The organism is Stenotrophomonas sp. 22692, assembly GCF_052045015.1.
In the GTDB taxonomy this organism is placed as follows: Bacteria; Pseudomonadota; Gammaproteobacteria; order Xanthomonadales; family Xanthomonadaceae; genus Stenotrophomonas; species Stenotrophomonas geniculata.
In genome coordinates, this window is the sequence record NZ_JBQEMR010000014.1 from 12,777 (window position 1) to 36,988 (window position 24,212).

Sequence of the window (24,212 nt, forward strand, 5' to 3'; positions counted from 1 at the left end):
CATGCAGCCACGCAACAACGACATCCTCACCCCCAGCCAGCTCAACATCCTGGCCCGCGACCTGCTGGAAGGCAGCTTCCCGGCGATCTGGGTCGAGGCCGAGCTGGGCAGCGTGGCCCGTCCTTCCTCCGGGCACCTGTATTTCACCCTGAAGGACGCACGCGCGCAGCTGCGCGCGGCGATGTTCCGGATGAAGGCGCAGTACCTGAAGTTCGTGCCGCGCGAAGGCATGCGCGTGCTGGTGCGTGGCAAGGTGACCCTGTATGACGCTCGTGGCGAGTACCAGATGGTGCTGGACCACATGGAGGAAGCCGGCGAAGGCGCATTGCGCCGCGCCTTCGAAGAGCTGAAGGCACGCCTGGAGGCCGAGGGCCTGTTCGACCCGGCGCGCAAGCGGCCGCTGCCCGCGCACGTGCAGCGCCTGGCAGTGATCACCTCGCCCACCGGCGCCGCCGTGCGCGACGTGCTGAGCGTGCTGGCCCGCCGCTTCCCGCTGCTTGAAGTGGACTTGCTGCCGACCCTGGTGCAGGGCAGCAGCGCCGCTGCACAGATCACCCGCCTGCTGCAGGCCGCCGATGCCAGTGGTCGCTACGACGTGATCCTGCTGACCCGCGGCGGCGGTTCACTGGAAGACCTGTGGGCCTTCAACGATGAAGCACTGGCCCGTGCGATCGCCGCCAGCCGCACCCCGGTGGTGTCGGCGGTGGGCCACGAAACCGACTTCAGCTTGAGCGACTTCGCCGCCGACCTGCGCGCGCCGACACCGTCGGTGGCCGCCGAACTGCTGGTGCCGGACCAGCGCGAACTGGCGTTGCGCCTGCGCCGCACGGCGGCACGCATGGTGCAGCTGCAGCGGCACACGATGCAGCAGGCGATGCAGCGTGCCGACCGTGCGCTGCTGCGCCTCAACGCGCAGAGCCCGCAGGCCAGGCTGGATCTGCTGCGTCGCCGCCAGCTGGACCTGGGCCGGCGCCTGCATGCAGCGTTCAATCAGCAGCAGGAACGCCGTGCCGCACGCCTGCGCCATGCAGCGGCGGTGTTGCGCGGGCACCATCCGCAGCGCCAGCTCGACGCGATTCAGCGCCGCCTCGCCGCCCTGCGTGGGCGTCCGCAGGCTGCAATGCAGCGCCTGCTGGAACGCGATGCACTGCACCTGCGCGGGCTGGCGCGTTCGCTGGAAGCGGTCAGCCCGCTGGCGACCGTGGCCCGCGGCTACAGCATCCTCACCCGCAGCGACGACGGCACTCTGGTGCGGAAGGTCGATCAGGTGCAGCCTGGCGATGCGCTGCAGGCGCGCGTCGGCGACGGCGTGATCGACGTGCAGGTCAAGTAGAGGGTTGTTCGGCAGGGCTGCGCCCTGCACCCACAGAGGCTTCAAGCCAAGGCAACGTCAACGTCAAAAGCAGGCATTCCGTGGGATGGCGGGGCGATGGCGGAGTGCGGGGACGCCGCAAGTACGTCCTTGTAGGCTTGGCAGCCGCATCCATGCGGCTGACACCCCGCACTCCGACACCGCCCCACCTCTGACAGATTCCGGTGGCTGTTGGTAGGTGTCGACCTTGGTCGACACGGTAGATCCACGCATGTGTGGATGAATCTCCATCGGAATCGAATATTTCGAATCGAGATCGAAAAGCATCCGCGCATGGCGTGGATCTACAGCAGGTCGCAGAAATCTGTCGAAGGCGGGGTGGGTCCGGTTGCGGGAGTGTCCGCGGCATGGATGCCGCGGCCAAGCCCCCATGGACGGGTTTACGGCGTCTCCCGCAACCGGACCCACCCCGCCATCCCACGGATAGCCAGCCTTTGCTTCGGCGGTTGCTGTTGCTCTGGCTTCGGCAGGTGCAGGGCTGCAAGCCCTGCCGAACACCCTCTACTTTGCCTGCTCGCAGAACTTCTGCCGGTACTCGAGTGCCTTCGGCATCAGCGCCTGCAGGTTCTGGATGCGGGTGCCCGGGTTCGGGTGGGTCGAGGAAAACTCCGGTGGTGACTGGCCACCACTGGCCTGGCCCATGCGCTGCCACAGCGGCACCGCCTCGCGTGGGTCGAAGCACGCCGCCGCCGCCAGCATCAGGCCCACTTCGTCGGCCTGTGTCTCGTGGCTGCGTGCATACGGCAACAGGTAACCGTAGCCCATCGCTGACATCATCATCTGTTGCTGCTGCGCATCCATGCCACTGGCGGCGCCGGCCACCTGCCCGATCTGGGTCAGCTTCTGCTGGGCCATGCGCTGTGCACCATGGCGCAGCAGCGCATGCGCGATCTCGTGGCCCATCACCACCGCCATCGCATCGCGGGTGCGCGCCACCGGCACCAGCCCGGTGTAGACCGCCATCTTGCCGCCCGGCAGGCAGAACGCATTGGCCTGGTCGGACGGAATCACGTTCACTTCCCACTGGAAATCCCGCGCGAAGTGCGCCGGCTGCACGCCATGCTCCTGGGCCAGCGCGGTCTCCACCACATCGACCTTGGCGATCAGGCGCTGGGCGATGTCACGCACATCACGCGCGATCGGTGCATTGGGGTCCATCGGCCGTTCCTGCGACAGGATCTGCTGGTAGGCCTGCAGCCCCAAAGCAGTCTCCTGGCGCGCGTCCAGGCTGCTGTCGATCATCACCTTCTCGCCGGTATAGGGATCCACCGTGCGGTTGGAAAACCAGTAGAAGACCGCGTAGCCGGCGGCCAGCAGCAGTACCCACCAGCGGATGTTGCCGAACAGGCCGCGGCGCTGCGAGCCTTGTGGCGGGCGGGAAAAGGGATCGTTGCGCATCGGGTCGGCTTCCAGCAGGCCCCGCCGGCCGGCGGGCACGGCGCAATCTTAGTGCGCCGATGCCAGCAACGGGTGAAGCCGGCTGCCGATCAGATACCGCGTACCAGGCGGAAGCCGATGCGCGCGTTGGTGGTATCCGAGTCCTGGGATTGCCGCCAGGCGGCGCGGGTCTGCTCCGGCGCATTGGCCCAGTTGCCCCCCCGGATCACCCGTGCGCGACAGCCCGGGTTGAACCAGGCGGCGCCATCGGCGGGCGCGCGCCGGTAGCTGGCATGCCAGCAATCGGCCACCCATTCGCTGAGATTGCCGCCCATATCGTGCAGGCCGAAGGCATTGGCCTGGAAACTCCCTACCGGTGCCGGCCCCCACCAGCCATCGCCATAGCCGATGAAGGCGTTGTGCCAATGCCGCCCGGACGGCGACACATCCTTGCTGCCGGTGAAATTGCCGCTGCCCGGCGGCGGCGTGCCCGCATCGCCCCAGGGGTAGCGACCACTGTTGCCGCCGCGCAGCGCGTACTCGAACTCTGCTTCACTGGGCAACCGGTAGCTGCGCCCGGTCTGCTCGGACAACCACGCCGCATAATTTTCGGCATCGCGGATGCTGACGTGCATCACCGGCGAATTGGCCATCGCGCGGCCACCGTCGTAATCCGAGCGCCAGTCCACGCCGCTGCGGCGGATGAAATTGCCGCTGCGTTCGTCATAGACCACCGAATGGCCACGCCGCGTCGCCCGGGGGCGCGCGTTGGTGGCCTTCACGTAGCGCTGGAAATCGCTGACCGTGACCTCGGTGATCGCCATCGCGAAGCCTCGATCAAAGCGCACATAGTGCGATGGTCGCTCAGCATCGCTCGAACCCGGTTCGGCATCACCGGCGCCCATCTGGAAACCGCCATGCGGCACCACCACCATCTGCGGACCGCGTCCGCCATCACGCATGGCGTCGCTGAACACCTGTCCCGGGCGGAAGCTGCCGTAGTGGGTGGCCAGGTCGATGCGCTCACGCAGCTGGGCCACCACCGCGTCTCCCGGCAGGGCGATGCGCAGGGCCTCGGCCAGTTTCTCGCGTGCCGGCTTCAGGCCCTGCGGCGTGGACAGGTCGCGCAGGCCGTCATCGCGCAACTGCAGCAATGCCGCCGCACGGATCTGCTCGATGCGCTCGAACGCGTCGGCAATGGTCGGCGACGAGTCGCGCACCTTGCTGGCTTCGGCCAGCCAGGTGCCCGCGCTGGCGAAATCGCGCGTGCGAGCAGCGTCCTCGGCACGACGGATCAACCCGCTTTCGGCCGCGGCCAGTCCCTGCCGTGCACGGCTGTTGTTCTCGTCCAGTGCCAGCGCCTCGCGGAAGTTGCCGATGGCGCCATCCCCGTCCTCGCCGATCCGGTCCGCGCGCAGGTCCTCTTCACCGGCGCGGTTGTAAGCGACCACCCGCTGGGCAAGCTCCACCCGACCCTGCAGTGCGCGTACCTTCTCGTCCTTGGGCGCCAGGGTCAGCAGCACCAGCGCCTGGCGGCTGGCCTCGGCCAGCGCCTCGCGCTGCTTCAGCGGCCGCACCAGCAACGCATCCGCCTGCTGCTGCAGGCGCTGGCGGGCACGCTGCAGGCCCTGGCGGGCCTGGCGGTCATCCGGGTCCTCTTCCTGTACTGCCAGCCACAGCGGAATGGCGGCATCGGCATCCTCATACAGCCGGCCCTCAGTGAAGGCCTGCCCGGCCGCGCGGCGCAACTGGGCCAGGCTGCGGCCCTGGCGGTCCACCCGCGGCGGCGTCCACTGCTGTACGTCCTCGGCGGCATCCTCACCGGCGATGGTCACGCTGCCCTGCCCGGCCTGCGGGCGCTCGTCGCTGTCTGCGTTCGCGGACGGGCGCGCCTCCTCCCCGGCACTCCGGTCCGCTGCCGTGGGGGGCGACGGCGTGCAGCCTGCCAAGGCCATGGCCAGGGCGGTGCACAGCGCGGACGACAACGGAAAACGCAAGCGGAGCCTCCTTCGGCACGGACGCGCACCGACGTTAGGCTATTCTCCCCTGCCTGAGCAAACCCGAGTAGTAGGCCCTGAACCGTGGCAACCTGGATCACCACCCCCGCCGAGCTGGATGCGTACTTCCAGCAGCGCCCGACCCGCATCGGCCTGGACACCGAATTCATCCGTGAACGCACCTTCTGGCCGCAGCTGGCCCTGGTGCAGATGGCGGTCGGGCAGGACATTCTGCTGATCGACCCGCTGATTCCCGGCATGACCGAGGCGCTGGCACCGTGGCTGGCCGATGAATCCATCACCAAGGTGATGCACAGCGCCAGCGAAGACCTGGTCGCCTTCAAGTGGGCGTGCGGCGTGCTGCCGCGACCACTGTTCGACACCCAGATCGGTGCCGCGCTGGCCGGCATCGGCGGCGGCATGGGCTACCAGAAGCTGGTGGCGGAAATCACCGGCGTCGCCCTGGCCAAGGGCGAAACCCGTTCGGACTGGATGCGCCGCCCGCTTTCGGAGTCGCAGCTGCAGTACGCCGCCGACGATGTCGAGCACCTGTTCGCGCTGCATGACGCCATTGATGCCAAGCTGCAGGCGCTTGGCCGCCAGCAGTGGCTGCACGACGATGGCGAGCGTCTGCTGGCCAGCGTCGCCAACGACGAGGACCGCTGGCCGCATCTGGCGATGCGCTCGGCGCAGTTCCTCGACGCGGCCGCACAGCACCGCCTGCTGCGCCTGCTGCGCTGGCGTGATGTGCAGGCACGCAGCAGCGACCGCCCGCGAAGCTGGATCCTGGACAACGAACTGGCCGCCACCCTGGCGCGCACGCCACCGGCCGACGAGACTGCACTGGGCAGGCTGTTCGAGCAGTTCCCGAAGGCGCCGCGCAAGCTTGCAGGCGCGGTCTGGCAGGCACTGTCCACGCCGCTGGCCGATGAGGCCGAGGCACCGCTGGCACTGCCCGCCAACGACAGCAACAAGCAGGTAGTGAAGAAGCTGCAGGACGCGGTGACTGAACGCAGCCGCGAGCTGGGCCTGCCGGATGGCGTGCTGGCATCGCGCAAGCATCTGGAAAGCTATCTGGAACGCCGCCAATGGCCAGCCGCACTGGCCGGCTGGCGCCAGCAGGAACTGGAGTCGCGGCTGCAGGCGCTGCTGCCCGCACGTTGATGGCACAAGGCGCCGGACCACGCCGGCGCCGTGCACCTCAAGCCTGCAGGGGCCGTGCTAGGGTTTGGCGGTACTGACAAGGAGACGTCGATGCAGACCCTCAAGATCGCGACCGCCTGCGCACTGCTGCTAACCACGTTGGGCCTGGCATGCTCTGGGCAGGCCGCACCGCTTTCCTATGCACAGGAAAAGGAGAACACAGCCAAGCTGGTGGACATCATTGACGGTGCCACCCGCGACGGTCTGGTTGCCGTGCTGGTGCCGGCCCCGTATGTCGTGCACAACGGCGGGCCAGGTGTCGGCTCTCCGGTCCCCGGCTTTCATCTGGGCAACCGCTCGACCGACCTACCCGGGTTCTCGACGCGGGTGTCCTTCCAGCACAAGGATATTCCCTCCCAGGGCTATGTGCAGCTGTTCAACACCAACGAACTGGAAACCGGCCCGCAGCGGACGGTGTTGATGGACGTGTTCGAGGTGCATCTGATTCCGCCGGGCACCTATCTGCTGAACGGTGCGGAGAACTACCGCCTGAACACCCGCGTGGCCAAGCTGAAGCCGCTGGGGACCACGGACGAAGTATCGAAGGACATCGGCGCCACCCGCCTGGCCGACGTCGATTACCGTTTCTATTCCTGGAAGAAGGTCTGGGTACCACCCGGCGTCCTGACCGATCAGCACTCCCAGCAGGTCTGCATCTCGGTGCATGTGGCCTCCGGCAACTGCGTGGCATGGGGCACCCAGAACTACGAAACCTCGCGCCCGACCGAAGGCTACTGGGATGACAGGATCGTCCCTGAAGACATCCCTGCCGTACGCATCCAGGCGGTCATCGCCAAGGCCCACGCGCCACTGGCCTTCACTGCCCGCGAAGGGCAGATCCTGCTCAGCCCCTTCATTGTTGCCGCCGACGGCGATATCGATTTCAACGCCAACGACTGCGCACCGGTCGACAAGCTGACGGGATGCGCCCTGCGCCGCTTCACGGTGCACTACCAACCCGCGCCGCTGGACGCTGCACGCAAGCACATCGCAATCACCTCGCGCGGCCTCAACGGCAAGCAGCGCAAGGTACTGGAGCGGATGGAGGCGATGCAGCTGCAGGTGCTGGGCCCCAGTGCGCCGTCCGATGCAGCGCTGGGCAAGGGCGTCAGCGCCACGCCTTGAGCACGGATGATGCCTGGCCAGCAACGAAAAACGGCGCTCGATGAGCGCCGTTTCCGGTACACGACGGGGTAAGGCTTACCAGTTCATATTCAGCGAGACACCCACGGTACGCGGTTCGTTGTAGACCGCCGCCATGTAGTTCTCGATCACACCCTTGAGGTTCTTCTCGTTGGTGATGTTGCGCGCGAACAGCGCAACTTCGTAGGCACCGTAGTTGCCCGAGTAGCCGATCTTCAGGCCACCTTCGAAGTCACCCTTGGAGTTGAACTCCTTGCTGTCGTACAGCACGAAGCTGGTGTAACCCTGCTTGTTCCAGTCGGTGGAGACGAACATGGTGCCGGCGTCGCTGACCGGGAAGTCGTAGCGGGCGGCCAGGTTCACGTTGTACTTCGGCGCGTTCGGCAGCGGGTTGCCGTCGATCTGCGCGAAGGTGTTGGCACCGACCTTGATGGTTGGGTCGCCGACGGTGCAGACCACCTGGCCATTGAGGCCGCAGACCTGCGCGTAGACGCGCTTGTCCTTGATCTCGCTGTGCAGCAGGCTCAGGCCGGCGCTCAGGGTCAGGTTCGGGATCGGGCGCAGCTCCATGTCCGCTTCGAAACCGTAGGCCTTGGCCTTGTCGGCGTTGAACAGCACGCCGTTGCCGTCCGAATCGTTGCCGTTGAGCTGGATGTCATTGACGGTGTAGGTGAACGCGGTGGCGTTCAGGCGCAGGCGGTTGTCCCACAGGCTGCTCTTCACGCCCGCTTCCCAGGACAGGATGGTCTCGGAATCGGCGGTAGTGAAGTCGGCATTGAACACTGCCGAACGACCCTGGATGGTCGGGCCACGGAAGCCACGCGCGATCTTGGCGTAGACGCTCACGTCCGGCGTGATCTGATACATCGCGCTCAGATCCCAGCTCGGGGTGGTGTCGGACATCTTGACGTCGGTGCGGCCCTTGTAGGTGACCACGCCGGCAGCGGTGTCGGCGGTCTTCAGCAGGCGGGTGTGCTTCTCGTCCCTGGTCTGGCGCAGGCCGGCGGTGACGGTGAACTTGTCGGTGAAGGCGTAGCTCAGCTGGCCGAAACCGGCCCACGAGGTGTTCTTGTTGCGCAGGCGCACCCAGTTGTTCGGGTTGCGTGCCGCGCCCTGCAGGAACCAGGCGCGCTGGTAGAAGTCGGTGGTGTCGCTGCCGTTGAAGTAGAACGCACCGGCCTGCCACTGCAGCGCGCTGTCGTCATGGCTGGCCAGGCGGAATTCCTGGGTCCACTGGTCCAGGTCGCGGATGCGGCCCATCGACTGGCCGTAGCCGTTCGGCACGCCGTTCACCGGGAAGTTCACCGCAGCGCCGCCGTCGGTGTCGCCACGGCTGTAGCCGGAGGTGGTTTCGTAGGCGGTGATCGAGGTGAAGTCGATCGCGCCGAAGTCGTAACGTGCCTTCACCGAGCCGCCGTAGGTCTTGTAGGCCTGCGGATTGTTGTCGGCTTCATCGTAGGCAACCTTGTCGCGCGGCACGTCGGTCTTGTTCGAGCCCTTGGTCAGCGCACCGCGCAGGAAGAGGGTCGAGGTACCTTCGTAATCACGAGCATGGGCCGAGGCCAGGATCGAGAACTGGTCGCTCGGGGTCAGCAGCAGCTGCGCGCGCACGTTGCGGTCATCGAAGCCGCCCATGGCGTTCTTCTTCGGGCTGACCGTGCCGTCGGCGCTCGGGCCCCTGTAGGTGTTGTCGACGTAGTCGTCGCGGTGCTGGTACAGGGCCGACACGCGGAACGAGGCGATGTCGTTGATCGGGCCGCCGAAGCCGCCGTCGATCGACACGCTGTTGTAGGTGGCGTAGCTGGCGCTGACGCGGCCGGTATAGTCCTGGGTCGGCTTCAGGGTGTCGAACTTGACGATGCCGGCGGTGGTGTTGCGGCCGAACAGCGAGCCCTGCGGGCCGCGCAGCACTTCCACCTGGTCCACGTCAAAGACCGGGTTGGACTTCAGCACCACGTGTTCCAGCACCACGTCGTCCTGGATGATCGAGACCGGCTGCGAGGCACCCAGGTAGAAGTCGATGTTGCCCAGGCCGCGGATGTAGAAGCGCGGGAAGATACGGCCGGTGGTGGTTTCCGCATACAGGCTCGGCACGCGGCCGGACAGCGCCAGCAGGGTGTCGTCGCCGCCAGCGGTGAAGTCGCGCATGCGCTCGCCCTGCACCACGCCGACCGAAACCGGCACTTCCTGCAGGTTCTGCTCACGGTGTTCGGCGGTCACGGTGATCGTGTCCAGGCCGGTCGGGGTCGGCGCGCTGTCCTGCGCGGCGGCGCCGAAGCTGCCGACCAGGGCCAGACCGGCACAGGCCAGTGCCAGCGGGTGGCGGCGGAAGGAAACAAGGGAAGACGACAGACCCGACAGGCGGCGGGAATCGGTATGGGAGGGCATGCAATGCTCTGAGGAGGCGTCCGAGCGGCCTGCGCGGGCCGGGCGGCAAAAAGGAGGAAAACTGCGCAAGCGGCCATTATCCCCCAAATTGTTACGATTTCGTTGCGCAGCACCCAAACCCGGCGAAACAAGCGCTTTCGGCACAGTTACAGGGCATTCCGCACGCCCTGAAGGCTTGACTCAGGGCAGCGGGGTCAACGCGACATCGACCATCGCCAGCAGGCGCTCGCGGCTGATGCCGTCACGCGCCTGCACCGAGATGCCATGCAGCACCGTGGCGAAGTGGTCGCCCAGCGCCTGCACCGCCGCGTCGTCGGCCAGCTCCCCCTCGGCCTGCGCCTGCTGCAGCCGCGCGATGATCGCCGCCGTGCGCTGGCGACGATGACTGGCCAGCCAGTCCCGCACGCCTTCGCCATCGGGCGACACGCTGCTGGCCGAGGACACCACCAGGCAACCATGCGGGCGCCCGCGACGGGTGTAGGTCATCACCGCCTCGCGCAGCATCGAACCGATCGCCTCACGCAATGTTGCCTGCTCCAGCGCGCGCGGCGCGAAACCGCCCTCGCCTTCTTCGTACAGCGCCACGGCTTCGCGGAACAACTGCTCCTTGCTGCCGAACGCGGCGTAGATGCGTGCAGAGGCAATGCCCAGTGCTTCGACCAGTGCCGACATCGACGTGCCTTCATAGCCGTGCTGCCAGAACAGCAGCATCGCCTTGCGCAACGCCTGGTCCCTGTCGAATTCGCGCGGTCGCCCTGCCATCTGCCTGCCTGCTCCAGTGAGGCGCGCAGTGTAACGCGGGTGTTGACCATCGCGAGAGTCGCGTCTATTCTTTGTCGACCGACAAATAATTGGAGCGACACATGCAGACCCTCAAGGGCCCCAGCCTGCACCTGGCGCAGTTCGCCGGCGACCAGGCCCCGTTCAACTCACTTGCCAGCATTGCCGCGTGGGCCGCCGGCCACGGTTTCAAGGCGCTGCAGATTCCCGCGTGGGATGCACGCCTGTTCGACCTGGCCACCGCCGCCGACAGCCAGGACTACTGCGACGACATCCGTGGCACCCTGGCCGAGCACGGCCTGCAGGTCAGTGAGCTGACCACCCACATCCTCGGCCAGCTGGTGGCCGTGCATCCGGCCTACGATGAACTCTGCGATGGCTTCGCGCCGGAAGCACTGCGCGGCAATCCGCAGGCCCGCACGGAATGGGCACAGCAGCAGCTGCACCTGGCCGCTCGCGCCTCGCGCCGTCTTGGGTTGCAGGACATGGGCACCTTCTCCGGCTCGTTCGCCTGGCCCTACCTGTTCCCGTTCCCGCAGCGCCCGCCTGGCCTGATCGATGCCGCCTTCGATGAACTGGCCCGCCGCTGGCGGCCGATTCTCGACAGCTGCGAGGACAATGGCATCAACCTCTGCTACGAGATCCATCCCAGCGAAGACCTGCACGACGGCACCAGCTTCGAGCGCTTCTTCGAGCGCGTCGGCCAGCACGAGCGCTGCCGCATCCTGTTTGATCCCAGCCACTTCGTGCTGCAGCAGCTCGACTACCTGCAGTACCTCGACATCTACCACCCGCTGATCCGCATGTTCCACGTCAAGGATGCGGAGTTCCGCCCCAGCGGCCGCCAGGGCATCTATGGCGGCTACGCCGACTGGACCGAGCGCGCCGGCCGCTTCCGCTCGCTGGGCGACGGCCAGGTCGACTTCAAGTCGATCTTCTCCAAGCTGGCCCAGTACGACTACCAGGGCTGGGCGACGCTGGAATGGGAGTGCTGCCTGAAGGACCAGGAAGCCGGCGCGCGCGAAGGCGCTGCATTCATCCACGACCACATCATTCCGGTCACCGACAAGATCTTCGACGACTTCGCCGGTGCACCGATCAGCACCGCGCAGATGCAGCAGATGCTCGGCATCGCCTGAGCCCCAACGGAGCACTCCCTCATGACCACTTCTCTTTCCGCTGGCGCTGCCGGCGACGCTCCCCTGCGCCACCATTACCTGCGCATCGACGGCCAGCGCGTGCATTGCGTGTCCGCGGGTCACGGTGAACCCGTATTGCTGATTCCCGGCTGGCCGCAGACCTGGTACGCCTGGCGCCATGTGCTGCACGCCCTGGCCGAAGCCGGCTTCGAAGCCATCGCGGTCGATCCGCCGGGCATCGGCGAATCCGATCGCCCCAGCCACGGCTACGACACCGGCAGTGCCGCCGCCGTCCTGCACCAGACCATGCAGGCGCTGGGCCACGAGCGCTACCAGGTAGTCGGACATGACATCGGCATGTGGATTGCCTATGCACTGGCCAGCGACCAGCCGCAGGCGGTGCGCCAGCTGGCGGTTACCGAAGCGGTGATTCCCGGCCTGGCGCCGGAACCGGGCATCTTCGCTGCCCCGGCCGACAACATCTTCCTCTGGCACTTCATGTTCAACCAGGTCGCGGACCTGCCCGAAGCACTGATCAGTGGCCGCGAACGCGCCTACCTGGAGTTCATGTTCGACCGCTGGTCGTACCGCCGTGACGCGGTGGCTGCCGACACCTACATCGCCGCCTACAGCCGCCCCGGCGCACTGCGGGCCGGCTTCGCCTGGTACCGCGCGATCCCGGAAACCATCCGCCAGAACAAGGAACGTGCACAGCGCCGGCTGGCGATGCCGGTGCTGGCCATCGGCGCCGAGCACGCCACCGCCGATGCGCCGATGCTGACCCTGCAACCGCACGCCGACAACGTGCGCGGCAGCATCGTGCCGGGCTGCGGCCACTTCATCATGGAAGAAGCGCCGCAGGCGTTCCTGGCGCAGCTGCTGCCGTTCCTGCAGGAGGTGCGCCATGCAGCTTGAACCGGCGCTGCAGCAGTTTGTCGACGCCGTCGCGGCGCATCCGCTGCCGGAGGAGCTGCGCGAACTGCGGGCGATCAGCGAGAGCGCGCTGCCACAGTTGCAGGGTGCGCCGCAGCCGGTTGCGCATGTGATCGAACACACGGTGATCGCACGCGACGGGCAGGCGCTGGACGTCCGCCTCTACACACCGGAAGGTTTGCCCGACGGACCAGCGCCGGCCCTGCTGTTCGCCCACGGCGGCGGCTGGTTCCAGTGCTCGTTGGCGGTCTATGACGGTCCCTGCCGTGCGCTGGCCAATGCCAGTGGCTGCGTGATTGTGGCCGTGGGCTACCGGTTGGCGCCGGAACACCCGTTCCCGGTGCCGCTGCACGACGTTGCCGATGCCTGGTCGTGGCTGCAGGACAACGCCGAGCGCCTCGGGCTGGACCCGCAGCGATTGGCGATCGGCGGCGACAGCGCCGGTGGCAATCTGGCCGCCGCCTGCTGCCTGCTGCTGCGCGATCTCGGCCTGCCGCAACCGTGCCACCAGTTGCTGCTGTACCCGGCGCTGGATGCCGGCATGGGCAGCGATTCCTACCGCGACTACGCCACGGGCTACTACCTCAGCGCCGAACTGATGCAGCGCTGCTGGCAGGCCTATCTGGGTAATCTGGATCAGCCGCCGTCACTGGCCTCGCCCGTGCAGGCAACAGACCTGCAGGGGCTGGCGCCAGCCTCCGTACTCAGCTGCGAGCACGACCCGCTGCGCGACGAAGCCGAGCAGTACGCGCATCGCCTGCAGGCCGAGGGTATCGCCTGCACGCTGGAGCAACTGCCCGGGATGATCCATGCCTGCATCCACCTGCAGGGGGTGGCTGTTTCTACCGGCGTGGCGGTACAGCGCGCGGGCGCCCTGCTACGCCAGGCCCTGGCCTGAATCAGTGTGAGACGGTGGTGGCTGCACGGCTGCCGCTGTTCCGGTCCGGCCCGGCGCTTGGCAAGCCCGCCGGGCGGCGCTACACTGAAAGCCTGCCGTGGGGCCATAGCTCAGCTGGGAGAGCGCGTCGTTCGCAATGACGAGGTCAGGAGTTCGATCCTCCTTGGCTCCACCACTATTCGGAAAGAACCCGTAGATCTCCGCGATCTGCGGGTTTTTTCTTTTCAGCACCCGGGGCTCAGGCCGGCTCCTCACCGCCATCCTTGCGACGTGGACTGCGCGAGTGCCTATCGCGCACCTGTTGATCGCGCTGCCCCGGCCGCTGCTTGGCCACATCGTCCTGCTTCCTGTCCTGGCGGCTTTCCTGGATGCCCTGCTTCGGGTCCTGATCCTTGCCTCGCTCGTTCATTGAAATCTCCCACGCCGGCGGCGGGCCCACGTTGCCCACCACGCTAGAGGTTGCCGGGTAAGCTGCAGGTCAGTCCTGCGCCAACGTCATGTGCAGGCACTGGCTTGCCGCCACGGCCCCGCGCAGCCAGAATCCGGGGCACCACGCCCACCGGTATGCCATGCCCTCTTCTGCCCAGCACGCAGCCCACGCGTTGCCGATGCTCCTCGATGCAACCAAGGGCAGCATCCAGCTCGGCAACCTGCCGACGTTGATCTGCCCCACCCTGTCACTGGAGGAGGCGCGCATCGACTTTGCCACGCTGATGCGAGGAGAGCGCGATGTCGGCACCGGCTATCACTGGCTCAGCCTGCACCAGCTCAGCCTGGGCGGTGCGCCCGCTGGCATCAGCCTGTGCTTCCACGGGCAACAGCTCGACATGGTGACAATGGGCGTCGATCTACCCGGTGCAACGTTGGAAGACGGCTGGCCGACCCAGGCCGCGATCGATGCCGAAGTCGCCTTCATGCGCCGCACCCTGGGTGCGGCGTTGGGTCGCAAGCTGGCCGGCGGCCACGCCCGGTTCGGCTGGGGCGAAGCCTGGGCCCGTTTCGATCCGAAAGGCTTCATGGCCAGCAGCGGTATCCGCTACGCGCCACGCTCCTGACCCCGCTCAGGTACGTGTGATCGACACCCCACCCTCCACACGCATCGCGGTTCCGGTAACGAAACTGCTTTCATCGCTAGCCAGGAACAGCGCCGCGTTGGCGATCTCCTCCGGCTCGGCCATGCGCTTCAGTGCGTGCAGCGAGCGCACGAAGTCGCGGGCATCGCCGGTGGGTGCGGCCTGCCGCCCCATCTCGGTATCGGTGCCACCGGGCAGCAGCACGTTGCTGCGCACGCCGCGCGCGCCGTATTCGGCAGCGATCACTTGGCTCAGGCCGATCAACCCGGCCTTGCTCGACGCATAGGCCGCCATGCCCGGGAATCCCACGGTGTGGCCGACGAAGGTACCGACGAACACCAGCGAGCCGCCGCCGCGCGCCAGCAGTGCCGGCAACTGCGCGCGTGCCGCATGGAAGGCGGCATCCAGATTGGTCGCCATCACTTCGCGCCAGGCGTCCACCGGGAACTCCGCCGCCGGCACGCCCGGGCCAAGCATGCCGGCATTGTTGAGGGCGATATCCAGGCCGCCGAATGACTGCTGGGCCAGATCGACCAGCGCCTGCGCCGTACCCGGGTCGGCCACGTCGGCGGCATGTACCACGGCTTCGCCACCGGCGGCGCGAATCTGCTCGGCCAGCGCCTGCAGCGGCTCCGGCCGCCGTGCGTTGAGCACCAGCTTTGCCCCTTCGGCAGCGAAGCGCAGGGCGCTGGCGCGGCCGATGCCGGCGCTGGCACCGGTGATGAGAGCGATCTTGTTGTTCAGGCGCATGGTCGTGGTACCGGTTGTGAAGTGGCCGCCACGATGCCGCGCCTCTCCCCTGCCAACACTCCGTTTCCGGGCCTGGCCCATCGGTGCAGGAAACGGAGTTTCCGCAGCACCGGCGCGTGCCAGAATCCGGCCATGGACAGTACCGCCACCACCGCCCTCGATGCCCGCGTCGAACGGGTCTGCCGCCACCTTCAAGCCAGCCACGACGAACCCTCGCTGCAGGAACTGGCCGGGATCGCGGGTTGCAGCCCAACCCGCCTGCATCGCCTTTTCAAGGAAGCAACCGGGTTGACCCCGAAGCAGTACGCTGCCGCGCTGCGCGCCGACCGCCTGCGCACCGGGCTGGAACAACAGGAACGCATCACCGACGCTTTCCACGATGCCGGCTTCGGCTCCAGCGGACGCTTCTACGAGAACGCACCGAAGTTGCTGGGCATGACTCCCAAGCAATGGCGCGCAGGGGGGCGTGGCGAAGTCATCCACTTCGCGCTTGCCGAAAGTTCACTGGGCAGCGTGCTGGTGGCCAGCAGTGCCACCGGCGTGGTCGCGATCCTGCTCGGCGACGATCCGGAGACGCTGCTGCAATCATTGCAGCAACGCTTCCGCCAGGCCGAACTGGTCGGCGCCGACCAGGGCTATGAACAACTGGTGGCACAGGTGGTGGGCCTGGTCGAGGATCCCACGCGGGGCGCCACGCTGCCGCTGGACATCCGCGGCACCGCGTTCCAGCAACGGGTATGGCAGGCGCTGCAGCAGATTCCGCGCGGGCAGACCGCGTCGTATGCGGATGTCGCCGCACGTATCGGCGCGCCCCGCTCGAGCCGTGCCGTAGCACGTGCATGCGCAAGCAACCCGCTGGCGGTGGCAGTTCCCTGCCACCGCGTCGTACGTCGCGATGGGGACCTGTCCGGCTATGCGTGGGGTGTAGCGCGCAAGCGCGAACTGCTGCGCCGGGAAAAGGCCTCGACTGTCTGACGTGGGTGCCGACCTTGGTCGGCACGCCCAGCTTCCGGTAGGTGCCGACCTTGGTCGGCACACCGCCAAGCCCTCAATCCAGCTTCACCACCAGCTTGCCGAAGTTGTGCCCCTTCAGCAGCCCGAAGAACGCCTCCGGCGCATTCTCCAGCCCTTCCACCACATCCTCGCGGTACTGGATGCGGCCATCGCGCAGCCACTGCGGCATCTCGCGTTCGAAGTCCGGCCACAGGTGGTTGAAGTCGTGCACGATGAAACCGCGCACGGTCAGGCGCTGGCGCAGAATCTGGCTGAACAGTGCGGGCAACCGGTCCGGACCGGGCTGCTCGACGCCGCGCTCGTTGTAGGTGGCGATGGTGCCGCACACCGGAACGCGGGCGAAGTCGTTGAGCAGCGGCAGCACTGCATCCAGCACGTGCCCGCCCACGTTCTCGAAATACACGTCGATACCCGCAGGAACCGCTGCGCGCAGCTGCGCGGCGAAATCAGCGGCGCGATGATCCAGCGCCACGTCCACCCCCAACGTCTGCAGGTAAGCGCGCTTGGCTTCGCCACCGGCGATGGCGACCACGCGCGCGCCCTGCAGCTTGGCCAGCTGCGCCACGGTCGCACCCACCGGCCCGGTCGCGGCAGCCACCACCAACGTCTCGCCCGCCTTCAAACGGGCGATTTCATGCAGGCTGGAATAGGCGGTGAAGCCGGGCATGCCATATACCCCCAGCGCCGTACTCAGCGGCAGCCCGGCCGGATCCAGCCGGCGCCCCAGTGCCTTGGCCGGCAGCACCGCGTGGGTCTGCCAGCCACCCGGTGCCAGCACCAGCTCACCTGTGGCTACGCCCTCGGCGTTCGACTGCAACACCTCGGCCACGGTCTGCCCTTCCATCACCGCGCCCACCGCCACCGGCGCGGCGTACGACGGGCCCTCGTCCATGCGTCCCCGCATGTACGGGTCCAGCGACAGGTAGCGGTTGCGCAGCAGCACCTCGCCAGCGGCCAATGACGGCAACGCAACTTGTTCCAGGCGGAAATTGGCTGCACTTGGCGCCCCCTGCGGACGCGACGCAAGCACGATGCGGGAGGTGGTCGAGGAATCGGACATGGCCAGGTCTCTGCTGTTGCCAGCATCAGGAAAGGAGTGCCGACACTACGCCGCAGCCATCCCCGATGGCGGCCACGAAAACAGCGTTCCATGGACCGGCGCGGCGCGGGTCCGGCGCAGCCCTTGCCCTTGCAGCTTTGATGATCGCGGCGATCTGCTGATTTCCACCGCAGACGATGATCGACTGACCACGCCCCGCCCCACGAAGGAGGATCAAGCACTTGCGAGCGCGCAGACGGCAATGTGAAGAAATCTTGGCAAAACGCTTGCCGAAGGCAGCCGACCTCCGTAATATATGCGTCCTTGGCAGCGACCTCGCTGCAACGAAACATGTGGCCGAGTAGCTCAGTTGGTAGAGCAGGGGATTGAAAATCCCCGTGTCGGCGGTTCGATTCCGTCTTCGGCCACCATCTTCAGAGACCTGCAGAAATGCAGGTCTTTTTTTGTCTGCGATCTGCGATTCCCCCCTGGCCTCGATACATGCCAGCCCACCGCCGTCCGGTTGACGAAACATTTACACCGCCGCGCGCCGCGGCACCTACGCTCCAGACTCCTGCCTGGAGCCTGTCGATGCATCTGCGCCCCGCCCTGCTCGCCTGCCTGCTGCTGGCCGCCCTGCCGGTGATCGCCGCCGAGCCGGTGCGCGCGGTCGACATGCTGGACATCGATCGCCATGCCGGCCAGTGGCACGAGATCGCGCATCTTCCGGTGTCGTTCCAGAAGCAGTGCGTCGGCGAGATCACCGCCAACTACGGGCTGCGCCGCGATGGCCGCATCAGTGTCACCAACGCCTGCCGCAACGGCGACGGAGAACGTGTGATTGCTGAAGGCGTAGCACGCCCGGTTGCCGGCCATCCCGGCCAGCTGCAGGTGCGCTTCGTGCCGGACTGGCTGAGCTGGGTGCCGCTGGTCTGGGCCGACTACTGGGTCCTGGCACTGGATCCGGACTATCAGTGGGCGTTGGTCGGTGAACCGGACCGCAAGTACCTGTGGATTCTCTCGCGCCTGCCGGAAATGGATCGCGCCCGGTTCGAACAGCTGAAAGAAAAAGCCGAAGCCATGGGCTACGACCTCGGCCCACTGCGCCTGATGGCCCCGATTCGCGATACGCCCGCCGACTGAACCGCCCGGCATCCAGCGCACCACGCGTGCGCCATCCGGCGCTGCGCACGCCCGGCCGCCATCTTCACGCGCTACCCTCTGCGACGGGTCGCCACAGGCGATCCAAACGACCATACGCCGTAGTATGCTTATCCAACGCACCCCTCCAGAGGACCTGCGCCCATGCTCCACCGCTTCCGTATCGCCTTGATCGTCCTGTGCACCCTCGCCCTTGTTGCCTGCAACAACGGCATCGTCAAGCGTGTTTCGGAACCGGCGGCCAGCCTGCAGCAGCTGACCGTGCGCGCCGACGGCAACTGGACCGTGGCCCTGCGCCTGCAGAACTACAGCTCCATGCCCATGACCTTCGATGACGTCGCGCTGGCGCTGACCGTGGGCGACAGCGACGCCGGCACCCTGCAGGCCAAGCCGGGCATCTCCATCGGCGGCACCTCGGCCGATGTCATCAATGTCGACCTGGTGCCCAGCTCGGCCGCACGCCTGGTGGTGGCCGACGCATTGGCCAGCAACCGCACCCTGGCTTACGGCCTGAAGGGAACGGTGGCGGCCACGCCGCAGGAAAAGAAGCAGCGCAGCTTCGACATCAGCAGCCGCAGCACCCTCAACCAGGCCCCGGGCCTGCCGGGCGTGCTGCGCTGACTCCCGCTTTCCGCCGCGGCGCCCGGCGCCGCTCCCCCTGTCCCTGATCAAATCGAGACGTACCGATGAGCAGCTACACCGCCCCGCTTTCCGACCTCCGTTTCGCCCTGCACGACGTGCTCAAGGTCGAACCCCTGTTCGCCCGCCTGGGCTTCACCGACGCCACCGCCGACGTGGTCGATGCCGTGCTGGAAGAAGCCGGCCGCTTCAGCGCCACCGTGCTGGCCCCGCTCAACAGCGTCGGCGACGAGATCGGCTGCGTGCTCGACCAGGCCACCGGTGAAGTGACCACCCCGCCCGGCTTCAAGCAGGCCTACGACCAGTTCGTCGATGGCGGCTGGACCGGCCTGACCGCCTCGCCGGAACTGGGCGGCCAGGGCCTGCCGCACACCCTGGGCGTGCCGCTCAACGAAATGATCAACGCCGCCAACCTGGCGTGGGGCAACTTCCCGCTGCTCTCGCACGGCGCCATCGAAGCGCTGAAGCAGCACGGCGAAGCCTGGCAGCACGAGGCCTTCCTCAAGCCGCTGATCGAAGGCCGCTGGACCGGCACCATGTGCCTGACCGAACCGCACTGCGGCACCGACCTGGGCCTGCTCAAGACCAAGGCCGAGCCGAATGCCGATGGCAGCTACGCGATCACCGGCACCAAGATCTTCATCACCGCCGGCGAGCACGACCTGACCGGCAACATCGTGCACCTGGTGCTGGCCAAGCTGCCTGACGCCCCTCCGGGCGCCAAGGGCATCTCGCTGTTCGTCACCCCCAAGTTCAAGGTTGACCGCGATGGCAACGTCGGCGAGCGCAATGCACTGCGCTGCGGCTCGATCGAGCACAAGATGGGCATCAAGGGTTCGGTCACCTGCGTGATGAACTTCGATGGTGCGCAGGGTTACCTGGTCGGCCAGCCGCACAAGGGCCTGCAGGCGATGTTCACCATGATGAACACCGCGCGTCTGGGTGTGGGCCTGCAGGGCATTGGCCTGTCCGAGCGCGCCTACCAGAACGCGCTGAAGTACAGCCGTGAGCGCCTGCAGTCGCGCGCCCTCAGCGGCGCCAAGTTCCCCGACAAGCCGGCCGACCCGATCCTGGTCCACCCGGATGTGCGTCGCATGCTGATGACGGTGAAGTCGCTGGTCGAGGGCAGCCGCCTGCTGGCCCTGCACGCTGCCACCCTGATCGATGTCGCCCACCATGCCGAGGACGCCGCCGAGCGCGAGCGCGCCGACACCCTGGTGAGCTTCCTCACCCCGATCTCCAAGGCCTGCCAGACCGAGTGGGGTATCGAGAACACCTACAACGCCCTGCAGTGCTTCGGTGGCCACGGCTACATCCGCGAGCACGGCATGGAGCAGCTTGCGCGCGACGCCCGCATCACCACGCTCTATGAAGGCACCACCGGCATCCAGGCACTGGACCTGATCGGCCGCAAGACCGCGTCCAGCCAGGGCGCCGGCCTGAAGCTGATGCTGGCCGAGATCGAAGCCTTCGCCAAGGAACACGAGGGCAACGAAGCGCTGGCCGAGTTCATCGGCCCGCTGCGCGCAAAGGCCACCGAATGGGGCAAGCTGACCCTGGACGTGCTGCAGCGCGCGGCCGCCAACCCGGACGAACTGGGTGCGGCCAGCTACGACTACCTGTTCTATTCGGGGTACGTGGTTCTGGCCTACTGGTGGGCCCGCAGCGTGGCCGCCGCCGATGCCAGCGCGCACGGCGCCGCCTTCGCCCAGGGCAAGCGCGAGACCGCGCGGTTCTACTTCGCCCGCGTGCTGCCGCGCACGCTCAGCCATGCCGCCGCCATCCAGGCCGGCGCCGCCCCGCTGATGGCGATGGACGACGAGCGCTTCGGCGCCTGAGCCGGGCTGCCGCCCGGCACCCGCGGTTGCGCCGGCCGCTGGCCGGCAACCGCAAAAGCAACAGCTGCATCCCGGTGGATGGCGGGGCGGTGTGGGCTGGCAGGACACGCCGCCCCGCCTCTGACAGTTCCCCGCGATCTGCGTAGATCCACGCCACGCGTGGATGAAAACCACCGAAATCCCTCTGGAGAAGAGCCCCCCTTTGTTAAGGGGGGCGCACCGACAGGTGCGGGGGATAGGAGGAATGCGCGGACCTGAATCTTGCGATTTGGGTTTCGCCCACAGGGCGATACCCAAATCGCAATGATTCAGGTATAAGCTGTTCTCCCGATGGAGACAGACACTACACGCTTGGGTCTGATCGAAGCCGGAGCTCCGTTTTCTGCTCCGGGCGCCGAAGCATCGCCCAACGCCACGACGCTGCATCGACCCGGTTCCGTCCGGCTGCTCTCGCTTGATGCCCACGGACGCGTACTGGACTGGATCACCTGGCAGGATGCGGCGTGCCTCTACGCCCGCGAAGCCGTCGCCTGGACACTCGGCGATCCCTGCCTGCACATCCACGGCGGCACCAATCGCTTCAGCGGCCTGCAGAGCGGCATGGACCTGCACCCGATCATCGCCGCCCGCGGCCACGCCCGCTCCCGCGCGATCGACCCGACGCCGAACCTGACCAACCCGGCCCTGTTCGCCCGCGACGCCCACCTGTGCATGTACTGCGGCCAGCAGTTCAACCGCCCCACGCTCACCCGCGACCACGTCATGCCACTGTCCAAGGGCGGCCTGGACTGCTGGGAAAACGTGGTCACCGCCTGCTTCCACTGCAACTCGCGCAAGAGCGACCGCACCCCGCAGCAGGCCGGAATGCCGTTGCTGGCGGTGCCCTACCGGCCCAGCTGGATCGAGCATCTGATCCTGTCCAACCGCAACATCCTGGCCGACCAGATGGCCTTCCTGAAGGCGCAATTGCCGAAGCGCTCAAAACTGAGCACCTGAATCGCCGAAAATGCAACCCTCACCGTCCTGTCACGGGCGGCGGCGTTTGCTTGCCCCACCCCCGTTTGAGGGCGAAAATGGGCGTTCAGAACAAGTGCGAACATGATGATCGACTCTGCCCGCTATCCCCGCCTCGCGCGCATCCAGACACCGGATGACCTGCGCACGTTCGACGAATCCGAATTGAGGGCGGTCGCCGACGAACTGCGTGCCTACCTCATCGAGTCGGTGGGCAAGAGCGGCGGCCACTTCGCCGCCGGTCTGGGCGTGATCGAACTCACCGTGGCCCTGCACTACCTGTACCAGACCCCGCAGGACCAGCTGGTCTGGGACGTCGGTCACCAGACCTACCCACACAAGATCCTGACCGGTCGCCGCGACGAGATCCACACCGTCAAGCAGAAGGACGGCGTGGCACCGTTCCCGAAGCGTGAAGAGAGCGAGTACGACACCTTCGGCGTCGGCCATTCGTCGACCTCGATCTCGGCCGCGCTCGGCATGGCCATCGCTCGCCAGTCCGAAGGCGACAACCGCCAGGTCGTTGCGGTGATCGGTGACGGTGCGATGACCGCCGGCATGGCCTTCGAAGCGCTGATGCACGCCGGCGGCATGGAGCCGGAACCGAATCTGCTGGTGATCCTCAACGACAACAACATGTCGATCTCCGAGGCGGTCGGCGGCCTGACCAAGATGCTCGGCCGTGCTACCGGTAGCCGCACGCTCAATGCACTGCGCGAAGGCGGCAAGAAGATCCTCGGCGACAAGAAGAACAACCCTGCGCGCTTCGTGAAGCGCTGGGAAGAACACTGGAAGGGCATGTTCGTGCCGTCCACGATGTTCGAGGAAATGGGTTTCCACTACACCGGCCCGATCGACGGCCACGACATGCCGGCCCTGTTGTCCACCCTGAAGACGCTGCGCGCCTCCAAGGGCCCGAAGCTGCTGCACGTGATGACGACAAAGGGCAAGGGCTACGAGCCGGCCGAAGGCGATCAGATCGGCTACCACGCGGTGGGTCCGTTCGATCCGGACAAGGGCCTGGTGGCCAAGGCTGGCGCCAAGAAGCCCACCTATACCGACGTGTTCAGCGACTGGCTGTGCGATGCCGCCGCCGCCGAGCCGCGCCTGTACGGCATCACCCCGGCGATGCGCGAAGGCTCCGGCCTGGTGCGTTTCAGCAAGGAATACCCGCAGCGCTACTTCGACGTGGCGATTGCCGAACAGCACGCGGTCACGCTGGCCGCCGGCATGGCGACCCAGGGGGGCAAGCCGGTGGTGGCGATCTATTCGACCTTCCTGCAGCGCGCGTACGACCAGCTGGTACATGACGTGGCCATCCAGGACCTGGATGTTCTGTTCGCCATTGACCGCGCCGGTGTGGTCGGCCCGGACGGTGCGACCCATGCCGGCAACCTCGACCTGAGCTTCCTGCGCTGCGTTCCGAACATGGTGGTGATGGCGCCATCCAATGAGGCCGAGTGCCGGCAGATGCTCAGCACCGGCCTGCAGCACCCGGGCCCAGCCGCCGTGCGCTATCCGCGCGGCACCGGCACCGGCGTGGCTGCCGGCACCGACCTGTCCACCCTGCCGATCGGCAAGGGCGAGTTGCGCCTGCAGGGCAGTCGTATCGCCCTGCTCGCCTTCGGCAGCACCGTGGCCGCCGCCGAACAGGTTGGCCGCGAACTGGGCCTGAGCGTGGTCAACATGCGCTTCATCAAGCCGCTGGACCGCGAGCTGGTGCTGGCTGTCGCCGCCCAGCACGAGGGGCTGGTGACGATCGAAGACAACGTGGTGGCCGGTGGCGCCGGCTCCGGCGTCGGTGAGCTGCTCAATGCCGAAGGCGTGCTGCGCCCGATCCTGCACCTGGGCCTGCCCGACAGCTACCAGCACCACGCCAGCCGCGAGGACCTGCTGGCCGAAGCCGGCATCGACGCCGCAGGCATCCGCGCGGCGGTACTCAAGCGCTGGCCGCAGCTGGCTGCCGGGACCCCGCCGCTCAGCGCGGCAGGCTGAGACCGGTCACCACCCAGTGGATCCACGTATGGCGTGGATCCACTGCGGAACAGGGGTCGATCCACGCCATGCGTGGGGACAGATCAGGGAGCCCCAGCTCTCAGCCGTAGCTGACCGCTTCCACGAACGCGCCGCTGGCCTCCACCCGCACCGCAGCGCGCTGCCCGGTGTCGACGAAGTGGAGGCGTGCAAGGGTTTCAGCGAAATCGTAGGCCCGGGCACCATCGCGGAACTCGATCGGTTCCGGCCGGTCCGGGTGCAGCACGCGCCATTGGCGTTGCTCGCATTGCAGGCGGATCAACATGCAGCTCACTCCTTGAGGCAGCGTATCGACGGTGGCGGGACGGGCGTGCCGGTTACGGCAGACTTCATCGCGGCGGATCAGGGGCACGCAGAGGTGCCCTGATCGCAGAAGATACGACGTTCAAAATGTGAGCTGTATCAGATTATTCTGATTTT

The 24,212-nt window shown here is 67.1% G+C and carries 22 protein-coding genes and 2 tRNA genes; 16 read left to right on the top strand and 8 right to left on the bottom strand.

The annotated features are described in order from the left end of the window. Window position 1: 1 nt before the first annotated feature. Window positions 2–1,333, top strand: coding sequence for an exodeoxyribonuclease VII large subunit (xseA, locus tag ACTJJM_RS12175; RefSeq protein WP_313412180.1), 1,332 nt, complete (start codon window positions 2–4; stop codon window positions 1,331–1,333). Between the two features lie 540 nt (window positions 1,334–1,873). Here the strand turns inward: xseA and ACTJJM_RS12180 are convergent. Next, window positions 1,874–2,770, bottom strand: coding sequence for a M48 family metallopeptidase (locus tag ACTJJM_RS12180; protein WP_019336850.1), 897 nt, complete (start codon window positions 2,768–2,770; stop codon window positions 1,874–1,876). Between the two features lie 89 nt (window positions 2,771–2,859). After that, window positions 2,860–4,746 (bottom strand): formylglycine-generating enzyme family protein, encoded by a 1,887-nt coding sequence (locus ACTJJM_RS12185; protein ID WP_171955222.1) that lies wholly within the window; start codon window positions 4,744–4,746, stop codon window positions 2,860–2,862. Between the two features lie 84 nt (window positions 4,747–4,830). Between ACTJJM_RS12185 and rnd the strand changes: the two genes are divergently transcribed. Next, entirely contained in the window at window positions 4,831–5,910 is a 1,080-nt protein-coding gene (gene rnd / locus ACTJJM_RS12190) for a ribonuclease D (RefSeq protein WP_191863328.1), read from the top strand. 90 nt (window positions 5,911–6,000) lie between these two features. Further along, window positions 6,001–7,074 (top strand): hypothetical protein, encoded by a 1,074-nt coding sequence (locus tag ACTJJM_RS12195; protein WP_053443323.1) that lies wholly within the window; start codon window positions 6,001–6,003, stop codon window positions 7,072–7,074. A gap of 75 nt (window positions 7,075–7,149) precedes the next feature. On the opposite strand, the gene ACTJJM_RS12200 is transcribed toward ACTJJM_RS12195, so the two are convergent. Next, window positions 7,150–9,480: a TonB-dependent receptor gene (locus ACTJJM_RS12200; protein ID WP_440865638.1), complete on the bottom strand. Its 2,331-nt coding sequence runs from the start codon at window positions 9,478–9,480 to the stop codon at window positions 7,150–7,152. A 180-nt stretch (window positions 9,481–9,660) separates the two neighbouring features. Continuing rightward, complete coding sequence (locus ACTJJM_RS12205) at window positions 9,661–10,242, bottom strand: TetR/AcrR family transcriptional regulator (protein WP_010486565.1); 582 nt, start codon at window positions 10,240–10,242, stop codon at window positions 9,661–9,663. 101 nt (window positions 10,243–10,343) lie between these two features. Between ACTJJM_RS12205 and ACTJJM_RS12210 the strand changes: the two genes are divergently transcribed. From ACTJJM_RS12210 to ACTJJM_RS12225, 4 genes are all read left to right on the top strand, one after another. Further along, window positions 10,344–11,399 (top strand): sugar phosphate isomerase/epimerase family protein, encoded by a 1,056-nt coding sequence (locus ACTJJM_RS12210; protein ID WP_049409138.1) that lies wholly within the window; start codon window positions 10,344–10,346, stop codon window positions 11,397–11,399. A 21-nt stretch (window positions 11,400–11,420) separates the two neighbouring features. Next, window positions 11,421–12,314, top strand: a complete 894-nt coding sequence (locus ACTJJM_RS12215; RefSeq protein WP_010486561.1) for an alpha/beta fold hydrolase — start codon at window positions 11,421–11,423, stop codon at window positions 12,312–12,314. Continuing rightward, window positions 12,304–13,230, top strand: coding sequence for an alpha/beta hydrolase (locus tag ACTJJM_RS12220; protein ID WP_440865641.1), 927 nt, complete (start codon window positions 12,304–12,306; stop codon window positions 13,228–13,230). Before ACTJJM_RS12215 ends, ACTJJM_RS12220 begins: the two co-directional genes overlap by 11 nt. A 99-nt stretch (window positions 13,231–13,329) precedes the next feature. Next, window positions 13,330–13,405, top strand: a tRNA-Ala gene (locus tag ACTJJM_RS12225). Window positions 13,406–13,468: 63 nt separating this feature from the next. Here the strand turns inward: ACTJJM_RS12225 and ACTJJM_RS12230 are convergent. Continuing rightward, a complete protein-coding gene (locus ACTJJM_RS12230) occupies window positions 13,469–13,639 on the bottom strand; it encodes a hypothetical protein (protein ID WP_171955226.1) in 171 nt (56 codons plus the stop codon). A 160-nt stretch (window positions 13,640–13,799) separates the two neighbouring features. Here ACTJJM_RS12230 and ACTJJM_RS12235 point away from each other — a divergent pair, with 160 nt between their 5' ends. After that, window positions 13,800–14,285 (top strand): hypothetical protein, encoded by a 486-nt coding sequence (locus tag ACTJJM_RS12235; RefSeq protein ID WP_049455706.1) that lies wholly within the window; start codon window positions 13,800–13,802, stop codon window positions 14,283–14,285. 6 nt (window positions 14,286–14,291) lie between these two features. Here the strand turns inward: ACTJJM_RS12235 and ACTJJM_RS12240 are convergent, their stop codons facing one another. Continuing rightward, on the bottom strand, window positions 14,292–15,053 hold the full coding sequence (locus tag ACTJJM_RS12240) for an SDR family oxidoreductase (protein ID WP_043400854.1): 762 nt from the start codon (window positions 15,051–15,053) through the stop codon (window positions 14,292–14,294). 132 nt (window positions 15,054–15,185) lie between these two features. Between ACTJJM_RS12240 and ACTJJM_RS12245 the strand changes: the two genes are divergently transcribed. Beyond that, window positions 15,186–16,028 (top strand): bifunctional transcriptional activator/DNA repair enzyme AdaA, encoded by an 843-nt coding sequence (locus ACTJJM_RS12245; protein ID WP_134958398.1) that lies wholly within the window; start codon window positions 15,186–15,188, stop codon window positions 16,026–16,028. Between the two features lie 73 nt (window positions 16,029–16,101). Here ACTJJM_RS12245 and ACTJJM_RS12250 read toward each other — a convergent pair whose 3' ends face one another. Then, window positions 16,102–17,127, bottom strand: a complete 1,026-nt coding sequence (locus ACTJJM_RS12250) for an NADP-dependent oxidoreductase (RefSeq protein ID WP_043400849.1) — start codon at window positions 17,125–17,127, stop codon at window positions 16,102–16,104. On the opposite strand from ACTJJM_RS12250, the gene ACTJJM_RS12255 reads away from it, so the two are divergent. From ACTJJM_RS12255 to dxs, 7 genes are all read left to right on the top strand, one after another. Beyond that, complete coding sequence (locus ACTJJM_RS12255; protein ID WP_440865645.1) at window positions 17,126–17,374, top strand: hypothetical protein; 249 nt, start codon at window positions 17,126–17,128, stop codon at window positions 17,372–17,374. The genes ACTJJM_RS12250 and ACTJJM_RS12255 overlap by 2 nt on opposite strands. Before the next feature lie 87 nt (window positions 17,375–17,461). Next, window positions 17,462–17,537, top strand: a tRNA-Phe gene (locus ACTJJM_RS12260). Between the two features lie 160 nt (window positions 17,538–17,697). Continuing rightward, complete coding sequence (locus ACTJJM_RS12265; protein WP_440865647.1) at window positions 17,698–18,249, top strand: lipocalin family protein; 552 nt, start codon at window positions 17,698–17,700, stop codon at window positions 18,247–18,249. Window positions 18,250–18,411: 162 nt separating this feature from the next. After that, entirely contained in the window at window positions 18,412–18,888 is a 477-nt protein-coding gene (locus ACTJJM_RS12270) for an LEA type 2 family protein (RefSeq protein WP_010486516.1), read from the top strand. 65 nt (window positions 18,889–18,953) lie between these two features. Beyond that, window positions 18,954–20,744, top strand: a complete 1,791-nt coding sequence (locus ACTJJM_RS12275) for an acyl-CoA dehydrogenase C-terminal domain-containing protein (RefSeq protein WP_440865649.1) — start codon at window positions 18,954–18,956, stop codon at window positions 20,742–20,744. A 330-nt stretch (window positions 20,745–21,074) separates the two neighbouring features. Beyond that, on the top strand, window positions 21,075–21,740 hold the full coding sequence (locus tag ACTJJM_RS12280; protein ID WP_019336875.1) for an HNH endonuclease: 666 nt from the start codon (window positions 21,075–21,077) through the stop codon (window positions 21,738–21,740). A gap of 105 nt (window positions 21,741–21,845) precedes the next feature. Next, window positions 21,846–23,753, top strand: a complete 1,908-nt coding sequence (dxs, locus tag ACTJJM_RS12285) for a 1-deoxy-D-xylulose-5-phosphate synthase (RefSeq protein WP_010486509.1) — start codon at window positions 21,846–21,848, stop codon at window positions 23,751–23,753. A gap of 100 nt (window positions 23,754–23,853) precedes the next feature. Here dxs and ACTJJM_RS12290 read toward each other — a convergent pair whose 3' ends face one another. Beyond that, entirely contained in the window at window positions 23,854–24,057 is a 204-nt protein-coding gene (locus ACTJJM_RS12290) for a hypothetical protein (RefSeq protein WP_005417823.1), read from the bottom strand. Between the last annotated feature and the right edge of the window lie 155 nt (window positions 24,058–24,212).

What these genes read in the sequence shown, in the direction of transcription:
- xseA (WP_313412180.1), top strand. Translation starts at nt 2, where the DNA reads ATGCAGCCACGCAACAACGACATCCTCACCCCCAGCCAGCTCAACATC.
- ACTJJM_RS12180 (WP_019336850.1), bottom strand. Translation starts at nt 2,770, where the DNA reads ATGCGCAACGATCCCTTTTCCCGCCCGCCACAAGGCTCGCAGCGCCGC.
- ACTJJM_RS12195 (WP_053443323.1), top strand. Translation starts at nt 6,001, where the DNA reads ATGCAGACCCTCAAGATCGCGACCGCCTGCGCACTGCTGCTAACCACG.
- ACTJJM_RS12200 (WP_440865638.1), bottom strand. Translation starts at nt 9,480, where the DNA reads ATGCCCTCCCATACCGATTCCCGCCGCCTGTCGGGTCTGTCGTCTTCC.
- ACTJJM_RS12205 (WP_010486565.1), bottom strand. Translation starts at nt 10,242, where the DNA reads ATGGCAGGGCGACCGCGCGAATTCGACAGGGACCAGGCGTTGCGCAAG.
- ACTJJM_RS12210 (WP_049409138.1), top strand. Translation starts at nt 10,344, where the DNA reads ATGCAGACCCTCAAGGGCCCCAGCCTGCACCTGGCGCAGTTCGCCGGC.
- ACTJJM_RS12215 (WP_010486561.1), top strand. Translation starts at nt 11,421, where the DNA reads ATGACCACTTCTCTTTCCGCTGGCGCTGCCGGCGACGCTCCCCTGCGC.
- ACTJJM_RS12220 (WP_440865641.1), top strand. Translation starts at nt 12,304, where the DNA reads ATGCAGCTTGAACCGGCGCTGCAGCAGTTTGTCGACGCCGTCGCGGCG.
- ACTJJM_RS12230 (WP_171955226.1), bottom strand. Translation starts at nt 13,639, where the DNA reads ATGAACGAGCGAGGCAAGGATCAGGACCCGAAGCAGGGCATCCAGGAA.
- ACTJJM_RS12235 (WP_049455706.1), top strand. Translation starts at nt 13,800, where the DNA reads ATGCCCTCTTCTGCCCAGCACGCAGCCCACGCGTTGCCGATGCTCCTC.
- ACTJJM_RS12240 (WP_043400854.1), bottom strand. Translation starts at nt 15,053, where the DNA reads ATGCGCCTGAACAACAAGATCGCTCTCATCACCGGTGCCAGCGCCGGC.
- ACTJJM_RS12245 (WP_134958398.1), top strand. Translation starts at nt 15,186, where the DNA reads ATGGACAGTACCGCCACCACCGCCCTCGATGCCCGCGTCGAACGGGTC.
- ACTJJM_RS12255 (WP_440865645.1), top strand. Translation starts at nt 17,126, where the DNA reads ATGGCCAGGTCTCTGCTGTTGCCAGCATCAGGAAAGGAGTGCCGACAC.
- ACTJJM_RS12250 (WP_043400849.1), bottom strand. Translation starts at nt 17,127, where the DNA reads ATGTCCGATTCCTCGACCACCTCCCGCATCGTGCTTGCGTCGCGTCCG.
- ACTJJM_RS12265 (WP_440865647.1), top strand. Translation starts at nt 17,698, where the DNA reads ATGCATCTGCGCCCCGCCCTGCTCGCCTGCCTGCTGCTGGCCGCCCTG.
- ACTJJM_RS12270 (WP_010486516.1), top strand. Translation starts at nt 18,412, where the DNA reads ATGCTCCACCGCTTCCGTATCGCCTTGATCGTCCTGTGCACCCTCGCC.
- ACTJJM_RS12275 (WP_440865649.1), top strand. Translation starts at nt 18,954, where the DNA reads ATGAGCAGCTACACCGCCCCGCTTTCCGACCTCCGTTTCGCCCTGCAC.
- ACTJJM_RS12280 (WP_019336875.1), top strand. Translation starts at nt 21,075, where the DNA reads ATGGAGACAGACACTACACGCTTGGGTCTGATCGAAGCCGGAGCTCCG.
- dxs (WP_010486509.1), top strand. Translation starts at nt 21,846, where the DNA reads ATGATCGACTCTGCCCGCTATCCCCGCCTCGCGCGCATCCAGACACCG.
- ACTJJM_RS12290 (WP_005417823.1), bottom strand. Translation starts at nt 24,057, where the DNA reads ATGTTGATCCGCCTGCAATGCGAGCAACGCCAATGGCGCGTGCTGCAC.